Source organism: Pseudomonas gorinensis (assembly GCF_042015035.1).
GTDB classification, from domain to species: Bacteria; Pseudomonadota; Gammaproteobacteria; order Pseudomonadales; family Pseudomonadaceae; genus Aquipseudomonas; species Aquipseudomonas gorinensis.
In genome coordinates this window covers 6,772,864-6,788,657 of sequence record NZ_CP167125.1, presented here as the reverse complement: position 1 = coordinate 6,788,657, position 15,794 = coordinate 6,772,864, and the positions used below count along the sequence as shown (strand labels likewise).

At 60.9% G+C, this 15,794-nt stretch carries 13 protein-coding genes and 1 pseudogene; 3 read left to right on the top strand and 11 right to left on the bottom strand.

All coding sequences use genetic code 11. The features are described from left to right. Window positions 1-110: 110 nt before the first annotated feature. Both betB and betI read right to left on the bottom strand, forming a co-directional pair. Entirely contained in the window at window positions 111-1,583 is a 1,473-nt protein-coding gene (betB, locus tag AB7933_RS31110) for a betaine-aldehyde dehydrogenase (protein WP_024077828.1), read from the bottom strand. A 110-nt stretch (window positions 1,584-1,693) separates the two neighbouring features. Continuing rightward, entirely contained in the window at window positions 1,694-2,287 is a 594-nt protein-coding gene (gene betI / locus AB7933_RS31105) for a transcriptional regulator BetI (RefSeq protein WP_024077827.1), read from the bottom strand. 378 nt (window positions 2,288-2,665) lie between these two features. Here betI and AB7933_RS31100 point away from each other — a divergent pair, with 378 nt between their 5' ends. Then, window positions 2,666-4,600: a BCCT family transporter gene (locus tag AB7933_RS31100; protein WP_236646016.1), complete on the top strand. Its 1,935-nt coding sequence runs from the start codon at window positions 2,666-2,668 to the stop codon at window positions 4,598-4,600. A gap of 286 nt (window positions 4,601-4,886) precedes the next feature. On the opposite strand, the gene choV is transcribed toward AB7933_RS31100, so the two are convergent. From choV to AB7933_RS31085, 3 genes are all read right to left on the bottom strand, one after another. Then, a complete protein-coding gene (gene choV / locus AB7933_RS31095; RefSeq protein WP_024077825.1) occupies window positions 4,887-6,065 on the bottom strand; it encodes a choline ABC transporter ATP-binding protein in 1,179 nt (392 codons plus the stop codon). After that, a complete protein-coding gene (gene choW, locus AB7933_RS31090) occupies window positions 6,062-6,907 on the bottom strand; it encodes a choline ABC transporter permease subunit (RefSeq protein ID WP_041161040.1) in 846 nt (281 codons plus the stop codon). Before choW ends, choV begins: the two co-directional genes overlap by 4 nt. Window positions 6,908-6,973: 66 nt before the next feature. Further along, complete coding sequence (locus tag AB7933_RS31085) at window positions 6,974-7,921, bottom strand: choline ABC transporter substrate-binding protein (RefSeq protein ID WP_024077823.1); 948 nt, start codon at window positions 7,919-7,921, stop codon at window positions 6,974-6,976. 416 nt (window positions 7,922-8,337) lie between these two features. Between AB7933_RS31085 and AB7933_RS31080 the strand changes: the two genes are divergently transcribed. Beyond that, window positions 8,338-9,714, top strand: coding sequence for an L-serine ammonia-lyase (locus tag AB7933_RS31080; RefSeq protein WP_024077822.1), 1,377 nt, complete (start codon window positions 8,338-8,340; stop codon window positions 9,712-9,714). A 523-nt stretch (window positions 9,715-10,237) separates the two neighbouring features. After that, window positions 10,238-11,341 carry a GlxA family transcriptional regulator gene (locus AB7933_RS31075; RefSeq protein WP_024077821.1) on the top strand — a complete coding sequence of 368 codons (1,104 nt, stop codon included), beginning with the start codon at window positions 10,238-10,240 and terminating at the stop codon, window positions 11,339-11,341. Here AB7933_RS31075 and AB7933_RS31070 read toward each other — a convergent pair. From AB7933_RS31070 to AB7933_RS31045, 6 genes and pseudogenes are all read right to left on the bottom strand, one after another. Further along, window positions 11,331-11,459, bottom strand: a pseudogene (locus tag AB7933_RS31070) (outer membrane lipoprotein carrier protein LolA); the annotation flags it as partial. The gene AB7933_RS31075 and the pseudogene AB7933_RS31070 overlap by 11 nt on opposite strands. Further along, window positions 11,456-11,719, bottom strand: coding sequence for a hypothetical protein (locus AB7933_RS31065; RefSeq protein WP_024077820.1), 264 nt, complete (start codon window positions 11,717-11,719; stop codon window positions 11,456-11,458). The gene AB7933_RS31065 and the pseudogene AB7933_RS31070, both read right to left, overlap by 4 nt. Before the next feature lie 282 nt (window positions 11,720-12,001). Beyond that, a complete protein-coding gene (locus tag AB7933_RS31060; RefSeq protein WP_024077819.1) occupies window positions 12,002-13,162 on the bottom strand; it encodes a gamma-butyrobetaine dioxygenase in 1,161 nt (386 codons plus the stop codon). A gap of 9 nt (window positions 13,163-13,171) precedes the next feature. Then, window positions 13,172-13,648 carry a thioesterase family protein gene (locus AB7933_RS31055; protein WP_024077818.1) on the bottom strand — a complete coding sequence of 159 codons (477 nt, stop codon included), beginning with the start codon at window positions 13,646-13,648 and terminating at the stop codon, window positions 13,172-13,174. 125 nt (window positions 13,649-13,773) lie between these two features. Continuing rightward, entirely contained in the window at window positions 13,774-14,739 is a 966-nt protein-coding gene (locus tag AB7933_RS31050; protein WP_024077817.1) for an L-carnitine dehydrogenase, read from the bottom strand. 128 nt (window positions 14,740-14,867) lie between these two features. Further along, window positions 14,868-15,755: a 3-keto-5-aminohexanoate cleavage protein gene (locus AB7933_RS31045; RefSeq protein ID WP_024077816.1), complete on the bottom strand. Its 888-nt coding sequence runs from the start codon at window positions 15,753-15,755 to the stop codon at window positions 14,868-14,870. Window positions 15,756-15,794 lie beyond the last annotated feature (39 nt).

The window sequence follows — 15,794 nt, the reverse complement described above, 5'->3', positions numbered from 1 at the left end:
GCCCCCTCCCACACTGACTGTGTTCACAGTTTCAGATGTGTAAACACAGTCAAACGTGGGAGGGGGCTTGCCCCCGATGGCGGCCTGACAGGCAATACAAAACTCGGGTCTTAGAACACCGAGGCGTAGTCGCCCAGCTCAACCTGTACCGATTTGATGCGAGTGAAGTTGTTCAGCGAGCTGATCCCGTTCTCACGGCCCACACCCGACTGCTTGTAGCCACCGACCGGCATCTTCGCGTCGGACTCGCCCCAGGCGTTGATCCAGCAGATACCCGCTTCCAGCTGGTGAATCACGCGGTGGGCGCGGTTCAGGTCCTTGGTGACCAGGCCGGCGGCCAGGCCGAAGTCAGTGTCGTTGGCGCGGCGGATCACTTCTGCTTCGGTCTCGTAAGTGAGGATGCTCATCACCGGGCCGAAGATTTCTTCACGGACGATGGTCATCTCGTCGGTGCAGTCAGTGAATACGGTCGGGGCCACGTAGGCGCCTTTGGCGAAGGCACCATCGGTCAGGCGATCGCCGCCGCACAGTACGCGGGCGCCTTCTTCCTTACCTTTGGCGATGTAGCCCAGCACGCTTTCCATGTGGGCGAAGCTGACCAGCGGGCCGAAGTTGGTGTTGGCATCTTGCGGGTCGCCCACGCGGATGCGCGCAACACGCTCGGCAATCTTGGCTTCGAACGCGGCTTGCAGGTGCTTTGGCACAAACACGCGCGTGCCGTTGGTGCAGACCTGGCCGGAGCTGTAGAAGTTGGCCATCATCGCAATGTCGGCGGCGCGATCCAGGTCGGCGTCGTCGAAAATGATCAGCGGGGACTTGCCGCCCAGTTCCATGGTCACTTCCTTGAGCGAAGAGCTCGAAGCGCTGGCCATGACTTTTTTACCGGTGTCGGTGCCGCCGGTGAACGAGACTTTCTCGATGCGTGGGTGTTCGGTCAGCCAGGTGCCGACTTCACGGCCGCTGCCGGTCAAGACGTTGAATACACCGGCTGGAACGCCGGCCTCGGTGTAGATCTCGGCCAGTTTCAAGGTGGTCAGCGAGGTGACTTCGCTGGGCTTGAAGATCATCGCGTTACCGGCGGCCAGGGCTGGCGCGGATTTCCACAGGGCGATCTGGATCGGGTAGTTCCACGCACCGATACCGGCGACCACGCCCAGCGGCTCGCGACGGGTGTAGACGAACGAGGTATCGCGCAGCGGGATCTGCTCGCCTTCGATGGCCGGCACCAGGCCTGCGTAGTATTCCAGCACGTCGGCGCCGGTGACGATGTCGACGTACTGGGTTTCCGAGAAGGCTTTACCGGTGTCCAGGGTTTCCAGGGCGGCCAGTTCGTCGTTGCGCTCGCGCAGGATGTCGACGGCGCGACGCAGGATGCGCGAACGCTCCATGGCGGTCATGGCGGCCCAGATTTTCTGGCCTTTTTCAGCGCTGACCACGGCACGTTCAACGTCGTCTTTCGTGGCGCGTTGCACTTGGGCGAGAACTTCACCGTTAGCCGGGTTGATGGCTTCGAAGGTGGCATCGCTGCCAGCGTCGCTGTAGCCGCCGTCAATGTAGAGTTTTTGCAGGTCGAAACGGGCCATAAAGTCCTCGCAAGTGCATAAGTGGTTGGCGTTACCCGCCGCAAAGTGGGCCATAAGGGTGTGGCAACACTGAGTGGCGGACGTTCAGGGGTTGAGCGGTTATGTGTGCTCTAACTCACCTGCTTGGCCAATTGGAAATCCATGTATTCGTAAGCGATCCGTTGCGCCTGCGCCGTGTCGAAAGCGTCTCCCGACAGGGCGCCGCGCAACCACAAACCGTCGATCAGGGCCGCCAGGCCTCGGGCTGCTTTGCGTGCGTGCGGCAGCGGCAGCACTCGGCGGAACTGGCAGCACAGGTTGGAATACAGACGTTGATCGTTGATCCGCTGCAACCTGTGCAAAGACGGGTGGTGCATGCTGGCGGCCCAGAAGGCCAGCCAGGTTTTCATTGCCGGTCCATTGACCTGGCTCGCATCGAAGTTCCCCCCGATGATCACCTGAATGTGTGCCCGTGGGCTGTCATCCTTCAGCGCCAGCCTGCGTTCATGGACGTTCTCGATCAGCACGTTCATCAGGTAGCGCATCGTCGCGGCGATCAGGCCGTTCTTGTCCTGAAAGTAGTGACTGATGATGCCGTTCGAAACACCGGCCAGACGGGCAATCAGCGCAATGCTGGCATCTCCCATCCCGACCTGATCGATGGCCGTCAGCGTGGCTTCGATCAACTGTTGGCGGCGTATGGGTTGCATACCGACCTTGGGCATGTAGCACCTCTCCTTAGGCCTGCCGACGCGCGATCAACGTTCGTCGACTTGAAGGCCAGTCTATTTTGTTTTGATTGAACGTTCAATCAACAAAGAATAAGCTCTGCGACAAATGGTCGCTGCCTACAGGTATTTCCTACCCGGGGCCAACGACATCTGACACCTGGAAAACCCTTGAAACACCCGCTGTACCGCTACGGCGGGGGCCATGGATTTTCGGGGTGTCTTTATAACACCCGTCCGTCGACTGCCGAAAAATCGATGGCGCGGGATAACCGCTGCCTTGTGTTTCTCTCTCGCACTGCCTGGAGCATCTGCGCCATGAGTTCTGCCTCTCTTATAAAGACCCCGCCAGAAAAGGTGCGGGTCAACGGTTGGGTGTTCTACACCTCCACCGCATTGATTCTGTTGTTGACCGCCATCCTGATCATCGCCCCGCAAGAGGCCGGGCGCATGCTCGGCATCGCACAGGCGTGGCTGTCGAAAAGCTTCGGCTGGTACTACATGGTGGTCATCGCCGCCTACCTGGTGTTCGTGGTGGGCCTGGCGTTTTCCTCCTACGGCAAGCTGAAACTAGGCAGCAAGGACGACACCCCGGACTTCAGCTACGGCGCCTGGGCCGGCATGTTGTTTTCGTCGGGCATCGGCATTTCGTTGCTGTACTTCGGCGCCTCGGAACCGTTGGACCACTACTTCAACCCGCCTGAAGGCGCAGCGGCCAGCAACGGTGCGGCACGCCAGGCGTTGCAACTGACCTTCCTGCACTGGGGCCTGCATGGCTGGGCGATCTATGCATTGGTCGGCCTGGCCGTGGCGTACTTCGCGTATCGCCATAACCAGCCGCTGGCGCTGCGTTCGGCGCTGTACCCGCTGGTGGGCGAACGTTGGGTCAAGGGCGCGGCCGGGCATGCCGTGGACGGTTTCGGCATGTTCGTGACCCTGCTGGGCCTGGTGACCAACCTGGGCATCGGCTCGATGCAGGTGTCGTCCGGGCTGGAAAACCTGTTCGGCATGGCGCACAGCAACACGAACCTGTTGATCGTCATCGTCGTGATGAGCACCGTGGCGACCATTGCTGCCGTGTCGGGCGTGGAGAACGGCATTCGTCGCCTGTCCAACCTCAACATCGTGCTGTTCAGCGGCCTGCTGATCTTTGTGCTGTTGTTCGGCCCGACCCTGCACTTGCTCAACGGCCTGGTGCAGAACACCGGTGACTACCTCAACGGCATCATCCTGAAAACCTTCGACCTGTATGTGTACGAAGGCGACGCCGACAAGACCGAGCGCTGGATGGGCCTGTGGACCCTGTTCTACTGGGCCTGGTGGATTTCCTGGGCGCCTTTCGTGGGCATGTTCATCGCGCGTATTTCCCGGGGCCGCACGGTGCGTGAATTGGTCGCCGGCGTGCTGTTGATCCCGCTGGGCTTTACCTTGGCGTGGCTGTCGATCTTCGGCAACTCGGCACTGGACCTGGTGCTCAACCACGGTGCGGTAGAGTTGGGCAAGACGGCGCTGGAACAACCGTCCATGGCCATCTACCAACTGCTGGAGCATTACCCCGCGTCGAAAATCGTGATTGGCGTGTCGATCTTTGTAGGCTTTGTGCTGTTTTTGACCCCGGCGGACTCCGGCGCGGTGATGATGGCGAACCTTTCCTGCAAGGGTGGCAACGTGGATGAGGATGCGCCGCACTGGCTGCGGATCTTCTGGTCGGCGGTGATCACCCTGGTGACGATCGGCCTGCTGTTTGCGGGTAACTTCGAAGCCATGCAAACCATGGTGGTGCTGGCGGGGCTGCCGTTCTCGGTGGTGCTGATCTTCTTTATGTTCGGTTTGCACAAGGCGATGCGCCAGGACGTGGCGACGGAGCTGGAGCAGGCGCAGTTGGCCGAGCGTGGTCGTCGTGGTTTCAGCGAGCGCCTGAGCGCGTTGGACCTGCAACCGAGCCAGGCCACCGTGCAACGCTTTATGGACAAGCATGTAACGCCGGCGTTGGAAGAAGCCGCGATGGTGTTGCGCGAGCAGGGGCTGGAAGTGCAGACCCTGTTGGGCAAATCCAAGCGCTGCATTGGCGTGCGCATCGAGAGGGAAGAGGGGAATCCGTTTGTCTACGAAGTCAGCCTGGATGGCTACTCGACGGCGTCGGACGACCTGCCCGAGGAAGAGCGCACCCGTTACTACCGCGCTGAGGTGTACCTGCATAACGGGCCTCAGGAGTACGACCTGATGGGCTTCGCCCAGGAACAGATCACCCGGGACGTGCTCGATCAGTTTGAAAGCCATCGGCAGCTCCTTGGCCGTGTCTATAGCTGATAGTTGAAATGAGCGCCGCCGCCTTCACGGACGAACTGTAGGAGCGAGCTTGCTCGCGAAAAACGTCAACGATAACGCGGGTATCCTGGCTCAATGCGTTGTCTGATCGCTCTTCGCGAGCAAGCTCGCTCCTACAGTGGGCCTATGAGCACCACCGCCTTCACGGACGAACTGTAGGAGCGAGCTTGCTCGCGAAAAACGTCAACGATAACGCGGGTATCCTGGCTTAATGCGTTGTCTGATCGTTCTTCGCGAGCAAGCTCGCTCCTACAGTGGGCCTGGGTGATTAGCCCAGGTTTTTGCCCAGCAGAGCGTGGTACAGCTCACTGTCGCCCAAGATCCCCACCACCTGGTTGTTGTCATGCAACACCAGCTTGTTCCCCGTCTGATAACGAATCTGCAGCGCATCGCGCATGCCGATATTCGAATCCACCAGCGTCGGCAACCGCCCCAGGCCTTCCACCGCTTGCCCGGGTGCCCAGTTCTGCAGGTTCATCACTGCGCCATTCTGGCGGGCGCCCTTGATGGTGTTGCCTTCGGCCAGGTCCAGCCACGAGTCGCCGCCCGGATCGAGACACACCGAACCGTTGACGCGCTTGCAGTTGTCCAGGGTGCGCATCAGGCTGCGCCCGCACAGTACGTTCAGCGGGTTGGTGTGGGCGACGAAGGTGCGCACATAGTCATCCGCCGGGTTCAGCACGATCTCTTCCGGCACGCTGTACTGGATGATCTTGCCGTCTTTCATGATCGCGATACGGCTGCCGAGCTTGAGGGCTTCGTCGAGGTCGTGGCTGACGAACACGATGGTCTTGCTCAGCTTGCTCTGCAGTTCCAGCAGTTCGTCCTGCAAGCCCTGGCGGATCAGTGGGTCGAGGGCCGAGAAGGGTTCATCCATCAGCAGGATATCGGCGTCCATCGCCAGCGCGCGGGCCAGGCCGACGCGTTGCTGCATGCCGCCGGACAGTTCGTCGGGCTTCTTGTTGCGCCACTGGGTCAGGCCCACCAGTTCGAGTTTCTCGTCCACCAGCTTGCGCCGGTCTTTCTCCGGGCGGCCCTGCATTTCCAGGCCGAAGCTGATGTTCTCGCGCACCGTCAGCCAGGGCATCAGGGCGAACTTCTGGAACACCATGGCGATGCGCTTGGTGCGCATCATTTTCAGCTCCGCCGGGGTGCAGGAGGCGATGTCGATCTGGCGCCCTTCATGCTCCACGAACAGCTGGCCACGGCTGACCGTATTGAGGCCGTTGATGCAGCGCAGCAGGCTCGATTTTCCGGAACCGGACAGGCCCATCAGCACGCAGATTTCACCTTTCTCGACATCCAGGCTGGCTTTTTCTACGCCGACAATCTGCCCGGTTTTTTTCAGGATCTCGTTACGGCTCATGCCCTGGTCCAGCAGCTTGAGCGCTTCGCGTGGGTCTTTGGAGAAGATCACATCGACATTGTCGAATCGGATAATGCTCATGCATCACCCCCTACTTTGGCGTCGGGTTGTTTGCAGATGCGGTCGAGCATGATGGCCAGCAATACGATCGCCAGGCCGGCTTCAAAGCCCAGGGCGATATCGGCGGTGTTCAGCGCGTTGACCACCGGCTTGCCGAGGCCATCGGCACCCACCAGGGCGGCGATCACCACCATCGACAACGACAGCATGATGCATTGGGTAATGCCGGCAGCGATGCTCGGCATGGCGTGGGGCAGTTCAATGCGCGAGAGCAACTGACGGCGCGAGCAGCCAAAGGCCTTGCCGGCGTCCATCAACTCTTGCGGTACATCGCGGATACCCAGGTAGGTCAGGCGGATCGGCGCGGCAATCGCGAACACCACCGTGGAAATCAGCCCGGGCACCACACCCAGCCCGAAGAGGGTCAGGGTAGGGATGAGGTAGACGAAGGTCGGTACGGTCTGCATCAGATCGAGCACCGGCCGCATCAGGGTGTAGAACATCGGCTTGTGCGCGGCAACAATGCCCAGCGGCACTCCGATGACCACGCAGACCAGGGTGGCGAACAACACCTGCGCGAGGGTTTCCATGGTTTCCTGCCAGTACCCAAGGTTCAGGATCAGCAGGAAGGAGGCGACGACAAAAACCGTCAGGCCCCATTTACGTTGAATAAAGTGAGCCAGCAGCGCAATCAGACCGATCAATGCCAGCGGATTGAACCAGGTCAGCGCGAACGTCACGCCGTGGATCATCGTTTCCAGTGTCGATGCGATTGCGTCGAAATAGTTGGCACCGTGTTTGGTCAACCATTCGACGAAGGCAGCGATGTACTGGCCTAGTGGGATTTTCTGTTCAGTCAGCATGGTAGTGAATGTCCACATGCGAAGGGGAAAACATCCCGGGGCAGCGCACCGCCCCGGGGTCAGCGGTTACTTGTCGAGGTAAGCTTTGACGGCCTCCAGGCCGGGTTTGCCATCAACCGTGGTCACGCCGGCCAGCCAGGTGTCGAGCACCTGAGGGTTCTTCTTCAGCCAGGCCTTGGCCGCGGCGTCGGGCTTCATTTTGTCGTCCAGGACATTCCCCATCAGGGTGCTTTCCATGTTCAGCGTGAACACCAGGTTTTTCAGCAGTTGGCCGACGTTGCTGCATTCTTGGGTGTAGCCCTTGCGGGTGTTGGTATAGATGGTGGCCTGGCCGTAGTTGGGGCCGAACGAGTCGTCACCGCCGGTCAGGTACTTCATCTTGAAGCGGGTGTTCATCGGGTGCGGTTCCCAGCCGAGGAACACGATGGCCTGGTCGCGCTTGGTGGCGCGTTCCACCTGGGAGAGCATGCCGGCTTCGCTGGATTCGACCACTTTGAAGCCCGCGGTTTTCAGGCCGAAGGCGTCTTTGTCGATCAGCGTCTGGATGGTGCGGTTGCCGTCGTTACCTGGTTCGATACCGTAGATCTTGCCGCCCAGCTCATCCTTGAATTTGGCGATATCGGCGAAGTCTTTCAGGCCTTTGTTGTACAACGCCTCGGGGACGGCCAGGGTGTACTTGGCGTTTTCCAGGTTGGCGCGCACGGTTTCCACGGTGCCGGCATCACGGTACGGCTTGATGTCGTTTTCCATGGTCGGCATCCAGTTGCCGAGGAAGATGTCCATGTTCTTGCCGTCTGCCAGTGACTTGTAGGTCACCGGTACCGAAATCATCGTGGTGCGTGGCTTGTAGCCCAGGCCCTTGAGAATTTCGCTGGTGGTCGCAGTCGTGACGGTGATGTCGGTCCAGCCGACATCGGAGAAGTTGACGGTCTTACACTGTTCCGGTTCTGCAGCGTGTGCCATGACTGGCAGACTCAGCATGGCGGCCAACAACAACGAGGGTGAACCTTTCATCGGGGTAGACTCCTGTGTCTTTTCTGGCGGCATTCGCCGCGCTTTATTAGGTGTTGCGGTTGGGGCGTGCGACGACAGCTCTGGCACGGTGCCTTGCAAACGAGTCGAGACTGATCATGTACCAGTGAAAATCTGACGCCTACAGGGGGCGTCGTATCCAGTACAGGGAGGGTCGTATCCAGTGTCGGTGACGTCGCTTACAGGTTTTTCCCAAGTCAAAACTGCTGTTTTTGCCCATCTGCACCGCTAAAAACGGCCAAAACAGGCGATCGCACGGGAGCGACGCTGGTGAGCATGAGTGCGTCGGTGTGAGACGCCGTGAGGGCAGGTAAAAGCTTGATGATGCCGCCATCTGGGCGATCTGAGCGTAGCACCTCGTTCAAGCCTGGCCGTGCTTATCGAGGAGTTCTACCGCAATGGCTATCAGTGTTTTCGACCTGTTCAAGATCGGCATCGGGCCTTCGAGTTCTCACACCGTCGGCCCCATGCGCGCCGCGGCGTTGTTCGTCCAGGCTTTGCGTGAGCGTGAACTGTTGGAACAGGTCCGGCGCGTCGAAGTTCAGCTCTACGGCTCCTTGTCGGCTACCGGCATCGGTCACGGCAGTGATACCGCGACCATCATGGGCCTGATGGGCGAGTGGCCAGACGCGATCGATCCGGCGCAAATCGGCCTGCGCATTCACACCCTGCGCGAGACCGATACCTTGCTGCTGGACGGACGTTTGCCCGTGCCGTTCGTATGGGCCCGGGACATGCGCCTGCTCGACGAAAACCTGCCGTTCCATCCCAATGCCATGACCCTGGTGGTGTTCGGCGATGACGGCGAGCTGCACCGCGACACTTACTATTCAGTGGGGGGCGGTTTTGTGGTGGATGAAGCCCAGGCTCGCAGCGGTGTGGCCGATATGGACAGCACCGCCTTGCCCTATGATTTTTCCAGCGCGGTGGAGCTGTTGCAGCTGTGCAAGACCCACAACCTGCGCGTCGCCGAGCTGATGATGGCCAATGAAAAGGTCTGGCGCTCCGAGGACGAAATCCGCAGCGGCCTGATGAAGCTCTGGCGCGCCATGCAAGAGTGTGTCGAGCAGGGCCTCAAGCACGAAGGCATCCTGCCCGGCGGCCTCAACGTGCGTCGCCGTGCCGCCAAGTTGCACCGTAGCTTGCAGGAATTGAACAAGCCCAATGTGATCGGCTCGACCTTGAGCGCGATGGAGTGGGTCAACCTGTTCGCCCTGGCGGTCAACGAAGAAAACGCCGCCGGTGGACGCATGGTCACCGCCCCCACCAACGGCGCGGCGGGGATCATTCCGGCTGTGTTGCATTACTTCATGAAATTCAGCGACGAAGTCACCGAAGCCAACGTGGTCGACTACCTGCTCAGCGCCGCGGCGGTGGGGATCCTGTGCAAGAAGAATGCATCGATCTCCGGTGCTGAAGTCGGCTGCCAGGGCGAGGTGGGCTCAGCCTGCGCCATGGCCGCCGCCGGGCTGGCAGAGGTTCTTGGCGCCACGCCGGAGCAATTGTGCAACGCCGCCGAAATCGGCCTGGAACATAACCTTGGCCTGACCTGCGACCCGGTGGGCGGCCTGGTGCAAGTGCCGTGCATCGAACGCAACGCGATTGCGGCGGTGAAGGCGATCAACGCGGCACAGATGGCCCTGCGCGGCGACGGCCAGCACTTCATCTCCCTGGATCGGGTGATCCGCACCATGCGCGATACCGGGGCGGATATGCATGACAAGTACAAGGAAACATCGCGGGGTGGGTTGGCGGTGAGTGCGGTGGAGTGCTGAGACCGCGTTGCCTGCATCGGGGGCAAGTCGAATCGTCGCACCGTCCCTCCCACATGTTGAATTGTGAATACCTTCAAATGTGGGAGGGGGCTTGCCCCCGATGGCTGTAATCCAGGCAATGCTGCTCAAAAAGTGAACACTCCAACCTAAATCGCCACCTTTTAGCGCGTCGCAAACAGATAAGTAGCTCGCGAACGATTTCCCCTCCGACCACCCGTCACCTGTGCGTGCGGTGACAGACTTTTCCTACGCCCTGAAAGCGCCTTCCCACAAGTGCTACCGAACTGCTCACAGCCCTTGAGTAGGCTCGCTCCTACGACCAATTCGGGTCGTATTCCGCACTTCCTGCGTGGGCTTATATAGACGCGTCATGAGGTCGTTTTCAGGAGTTATTGAATAGCCATTCAATTTTAGGCATGGCATTTGCTCTATCAATTCAAAGCGTCGCTCTGCATCGCAGACGCGCGCAATAACAAGAGCCTCGCCTGAGGCCATCACCCGCTTTGTGTGAGGAGATACCGCCATGACGTCGTTCAACTCCGGGACTCAACCCCAGAACCGTGCGCCTCAATCCATCGGCTTTTTGCTGCTGGACAATTTCACGCTGATTTCCCTGGCTTCGGCAGTGGAACCACTGCGCATGGCCAACCAGTTGTCCGGTCGCGAGTTGTATCGCTGGACGACCCTGAGTGTCGACGGGAACCAGGTGTGGGCCAGCGACGGCCTGCAAATCACCCCCGATGCCTCCATGCACAAAGCCCCGGCCCTGGACACTGTGATTGTGTGCGGCGGCGTGGGCATCCAGCGTACCGTCACTCGTGAACACGTGTCGTGGCTGCAAAGCCAGGCGCGTCAGTCCCGTCGCCTTGGCGCGGTGTGCACCGGCAGTTGGGCCTTGGCCTGCGCCGGCTTGCTCGACGGGTTCGATTGCAGCGTGCACTGGGAGTGCCTGGCGTCGATGCAGGAAGCCTTCCCCCGCGTGTCGATGAGCACCCGCCTGTTCACCCTCGATCGCAACCGTTTCACCAGCTCCGGCGGCACCGCGCCGCTGGACATGATGCTGCACCTGATCAGCCGCGACCATGGCCGTGAACTGTCGGCGGCGATCTCCGAGATGTTCGTGTACGAGCGCATCCGCAACGAGCAGGATCACCAGCGCGTGCCGCTCAAGCACATGCTTGGCACCAACCAGCCGAAGTTGCAGGAAATCGTGGCGCTGATGGAAGCCAACCTCGAAGAGCCGATCGACCTGGATGAGCTGGCGGTGTACGTCGCCGTGTCGCGGCGCCAGTTGGAGCGGCTGTTCCAGAAATACCTGCACTGCTCGCCGTCGCGCTACTACCTCAAGCTGCGCCTGATTCGCGCCCGGCAGTTGCTCAAGCAAACGCCGATGTCGATCATCGAAGTGGCGTCGGTGTGCGGGTTCGTGTCCACGCCGCACTTCTCCAAGTGCTACCGCGAATACTTCGGCATTCCGCCACGGGATGAGCGCGTAGGCTCCAACACCACCCAGCAGGTGGCGATGATGCCGATTCCGCAGGCGTTGGTGTTGTCACCGTTGTCGGGGCCGATGTCGGCGTTGAGCCAGGCGCGCAACGAGTCGACATTCGCCAGCGTACGGCTCTAACTGTAGGAGCGAGCTTGCTCGCGAAAAAAGCAAGAGCGCCGCGGGGCACCTGGTGCCCCGCGTCATTGTTGGCGATCTTCGCGAGCAAGCTCGCTCCTACAGGGAGGGTGGCTGTCAGGCGCCAGCGTTCTGCTTGAACTGCACCAACGCCGGCAACAACTGCTTGTCGATCGCCTGGCGCACCGCCGGCAGAATCGTCGCACTGCCGGTGTACATCTGCTCAACCATACCCTTGAGCGCCTTGGCCCGTGCTTCGCTCAAACCGCGTACCGCGCATTCGCACGCCTGTTCGGCGCTGGCACCGCTGGATACCTCGAAACCCAGCGAGCGCAGTTGGCTCAGCAGGTCATCCTGGTCAATCAAATCCGCATGCATCATGACGTTTATCCTGGTGAAGGGAGCGGGGGATTGATCTGGATTCTGGTAGGCCCCCGGCTGGTCGGCAAGGGCAGAATGCACGAATGGCTCAGATGGCTATGAGCGTGTCGTTTTCGGGTCATTTACCCACCCAAGGAATAGGCACACTGGCTACCAGCAAGCAGCTTGAAGGTTTGGTCACCCTCGGGATGTACGGCTCACACAAAGCGCTCTGCCCCGATCCCGTCACGGCTGGATCGGGGCTTTTTTTTGCCTGGGGTTTTTGCGCTGCCGCGCCGCGATCTACCGCTGCAACACCAGGATCCTCGAGAGCAACTCGTCGCGATCGATGTAGCACCCCTGAAAGTGCCGCGCCCCGGATGTTGGATCAAACGCATTACGCGCATGCAACGTACGGCGGTTATCGAAGCACCACAGCTCGCCCGGGTTCAGGCGCTTGACCAGCCGAAAGCGCGCCTCGCGCGTCATCGCGATAAACCGCCGATAAGCCCGATACAGCAACGGCATCTGCGCCACCGACGTTTCGAACGGCCCGCGCAAAAAGTTGGCCATGCGAATCTCCACCACCTCGCCCAACGCGTCCAGGGCAATGATCGGCGCAAGGCGGCGATAGTCGCTGTGACGGTCTTTGTTGCGAAACTCCACGGGTATTTCACACAAGGCGCGAAACGCTTCGGGATCTTCCTCGCGCAGGGCATTGGCGATGGCAAACCCATCGACAAAAAGACTCTCGCCACCGTCCGCATCGTTCACCAGGCAGTGCAAGAATTGCAGCCCCGGTTGCAGCTCCCGGGTCGGCAGATCGCTGTGCAACGGCAGGTTGAAAGCGGTGTAGGCATTGCTGTCGGCATCGGCCTTGGATTGCACGTTGAACAGCACACCAAAATTGCTCTCGCGGATAAACGAAATGCGCTTGGCGATCAGTGCCAGGGAACCCGGTTCGGTGGGCACGCCACGGACTTGGGTAAGGCCCTGGTCGCGCAGTGCCAGTAGCCATTGCAGCAGGGCCTTGGGGTCTTCCATCACGGCGGTATAGTCAAACACCGGGAGATCGAAGGTGCTGTCCCACAACTGGGGTTGGGGCTTTGCCGCCCTGCGTTCGGCGCGGGATTCATCGTCATAGGCATGGGCGCGCAGCCAGCCGGGATCGTATTGGCTGCGATGGCCGCCACGCCATTCCACGCTGAGAACACCGTGCTCGATCCGCGCACCGATGGCGCTGAGGTCGTCATCCACGTCGACAATTTCCAGCACCTGCTCACGCGTCACGCTGTACACGCATTGTGCGCACGGGCAGTTGTCCCGCAGCCACTGATGATGAAACGGGCTGACCCGGCCATCGGCCCAGCGTACGCGAATCTGATCTTCCAACACCTGCGCCTCGGCGAGGTCGCAGCGCTTCGGGTAAGTACGGAAATCGGCAACAGCGGCGGCGGTTTGCATGATGGCTCCTTATTTTTTTGGTGGCAGTCCAATCACTCGGCCGAGGAGGGCGGGCCTTGGCAGATCGGCGTGCTCAGCGCTGATCGCAACGAGTTTTTCCAGCGTCGCCTCGGCAAACGGCGCCGAATGCGGGCCTGCCAGGTCAACGTGCAGCAGCATCTGTTCGTTGCCGGCCAGTTCTTTCTCGTCGCCCACTAAATGCAGGCTGTGATAAAGGTGCAGGCGCTTGGCGTCGTGGGCGATCAGTTGCGTATGCACCTCCACCGCGGCGCCGAGTTTCACTTCGTGCAGGTAGTTCAGGTGCAGTTCCAGGGTGAACAGCGAATGGCCGGTGGCTTCGCGGTTGTCGCTGGTAAGGCCCAGCGTATCCATCAGCGCGTCGGTGGCGTAGCTGAAGATCAGCAGGTAGAACGCGTCGCGCAGGTGGCCGTTGTAGTCGACCCAGGCGGGTTGGATTTTGGTGGCGTAGGTGGTCAGTGCAGGCATCACATGAATTCCGGCTATGTACGCGGTCAGGAATGTGGGAGGTGGCTTGCCCCCGATAGCGGTGTGTCAGTCAAGGTGTTCGGTACTGATCCACCGCTATCGGGGGCAAGCCCCCTCCCACAGGGTTATTCAGCGAAGGTCATGCCGTGCTTGGCTTTGGTGGTTTTCACCGCTTCGAGCACCGCCAACAGGCAATCGTCACGATAGCGTTCCAGCGCCGAAATGCTGTGTTTGCCCAATTGGTCGCTGGTGCCCTCGACCACGTCGTCGATCAGCTTGTCGGTCAGCTCCGGTGCCGGCAGGTAGGTCCACGGCAACTGCAACGCCGGACCGAACTGCGCCATGAAGTGCCGCATGCCCGCATCACCGCCTGCCAGGGTATAGGTGAGGAAGGTGCCCATGAACGACCAGCGCAACCCGGCGCCAAAGCGAATGGCGTCGTCGATTTCGCCGGTGGTCGCCACGCCGTCATTGACCAGGTGCAGCGCCTCGCGCCACAGCGCTTCGAGCAATCGGTCGGCGATAAAACCGGGGACTTCCTTGCGCACATGCAGCGGGCGCATACCGAGGGCTTCATACACCTTGATCGCGGCCTGGATCGCTTCCGGCGCGGTGTGCTTGCCTCCCACCACTTCCACCAGTGGCAACAGATAGACCGGGTTGAAAGGGTGGCCGACGACACAGCGTTCCGGGTGAGTCGAACCCTCGTAGAACTCGCTCGGCAACAGCCCGGAGGTACTCGAGCCGATCAGTGCATTGGGCTTGGCCGCTGCGCTGATCTTGCTGTGCAATTGCAGTTTCAGCTCCAGGCGTTCCGGGGCGCTTTCCTGGATGAAGTCGGCGTCTTTCACGCATTCTTCAATGGTGGCCACAAAGCGCAGGCGGTCTTGCGATGCGCCGGGTGCGAGGCCCTGTTTTTCCAGGGCGCCCCAGGCATTGGCGACGCGTTTGCGCAGCGCCGCTTCGGCACCCGGCGCGGGGTCCCAGGCGACCACATCGAGGCCATGCGCCAGGGCGCGGGACACCCAGCCGCTGCCGATGACACCGCTGCCGAGGGCAGCGAAGGTTTTGATTTCTGTAATAAAGCGCATGGCAAATTCCTAAAGCGTTCAGTGATCCCTTGTGGGAGGGGGCTTGCCCCCGATTACGGTGTGTCAGCCAATAGATCCTTCAACTGACACACCTCTATCGGGGGCAAGCCCCCTCCCACATTTTTTGATTAGCGGCGTTTGGTGAGGCCCATTTTTATGCGGCCTTCGGCCGGGGTCATGACCCGCGCGCCCAGGCGGCTGAGGATTTCACTGGCGCGCTCCACCAGTTGGCCGTTGGTGGCGAGTACGCCCTTGTCCAGCCACAGGTTGTCTTCCAGGCCCACACGCACGTTGCCACCCAGCAGCACGGCCTGGGCCGCCATCGGCATCTGCATGCGGCCGATCCCGAACCCTGCCCACACCGCGTCGGCGGGCAGGTTGTCGACCATGGCTTTCATGGTGGTGGTGTCGGCCGGCGCGCCCCACGGGATGCCCAGGCACAGCTGGAACAGCGGGTTGTCGAGCAGGCCCTCCTTGATCATCTGCTTGGCGAACCACAGGTGGCCGGTGTCGAAGATTTCCAGCTCGGCTTTTACCCCCAGCTCCTGGATGCGTTTGGCGCCAGCGCGCAGTTGGGCCGGAGTGGACACATAAATGGTGTCGCCATCGCCGAAGTTCAGGGTGCCGCAATCGAGGGTGCAGATTTCCGGCAGCAGTTCTTCCACATGAGCCAGGCGGGTCAGCGGGCCGACCAGGTCGGTATTGGGGCCGAATTCCATCGGGTTCTCGCCGCCGCCGATCTCCAGGTCGCCACCCATGCCAGCGGTGAGGTTGACGATGATGTCGATGTCAGCCTCACGAATGCGCTCCATCACTTCGCGGTACAGGGCGACGTCGCGGCTGAACTTACCGGTTTCGGGGTCGCGGACGTGGCAGTGCACCACGGTGGCGCCGGCTTTGGCGGCTTCCACGGCGGCGGCGGCAATTTGCTTGGGGGTGACCGGCACGTGAGGGCTTTTGGCGGTCGTGTCGCCAGCACCGGTGAGTGCGCAGGTGATGATGACGTCGTGGTTCATGAGGTGGGTTCCTTACAGGCGTGTGATTTCAAGGCGTAG

Bases quoted from the DNA above. Each gene is read 5' to 3' on its own strand.
- AB7933_RS31075 (WP_024077821.1), top strand. From the start codon at position 10,238: ATGACGTCGTTCAACTCCGGGACTCAACCCCAGAACCGTGCGCCTCAA.
- choW (WP_041161040.1), bottom strand. From the start codon at position 6,907: ATGCTGACTGAACAGAAAATCCCACTAGGCCAGTACATCGCTGCCTTC.
- AB7933_RS31080 (WP_024077822.1), top strand. From the start codon at position 8,338: ATGGCTATCAGTGTTTTCGACCTGTTCAAGATCGGCATCGGGCCTTCG.
- choV (WP_024077825.1), bottom strand. From the start codon at position 6,065: ATGAGCATTATCCGATTCGACAATGTCGATGTGATCTTCTCCAAAGAC.
- AB7933_RS31065 (WP_024077820.1), bottom strand. From the start codon at position 11,719: ATGATGCATGCGGATTTGATTGACCAGGATGACCTGCTGAGCCAACTG.
- AB7933_RS31060 (WP_024077819.1), bottom strand. From the start codon at position 13,162: ATGCAAACCGCCGCCGCTGTTGCCGATTTCCGTACTTACCCGAAGCGC.
- betB (WP_024077828.1), bottom strand. From the start codon at position 1,583: ATGGCCCGTTTCGACCTGCAAAAACTCTACATTGACGGCGGCTACAGC.
- betI (WP_024077827.1), bottom strand. From the start codon at position 2,287: ATGCCCAAGGTCGGTATGCAACCCATACGCCGCCAACAGTTGATCGAA.
- AB7933_RS31055 (WP_024077818.1), bottom strand. From the start codon at position 13,648: ATGCCTGCACTGACCACCTACGCCACCAAAATCCAACCCGCCTGGGTC.
- AB7933_RS31045 (WP_024077816.1), bottom strand. From the start codon at position 15,755: ATGAACCACGACGTCATCATCACCTGCGCACTCACCGGTGCTGGCGAC.
- AB7933_RS31050 (WP_024077817.1), bottom strand. From the start codon at position 14,739: ATGCGCTTTATTACAGAAATCAAAACCTTCGCTGCCCTCGGCAGCGGT.
- AB7933_RS31085 (WP_024077823.1), bottom strand. From the start codon at position 7,921: ATGAAAGGTTCACCCTCGTTGTTGTTGGCCGCCATGCTGAGTCTGCCA.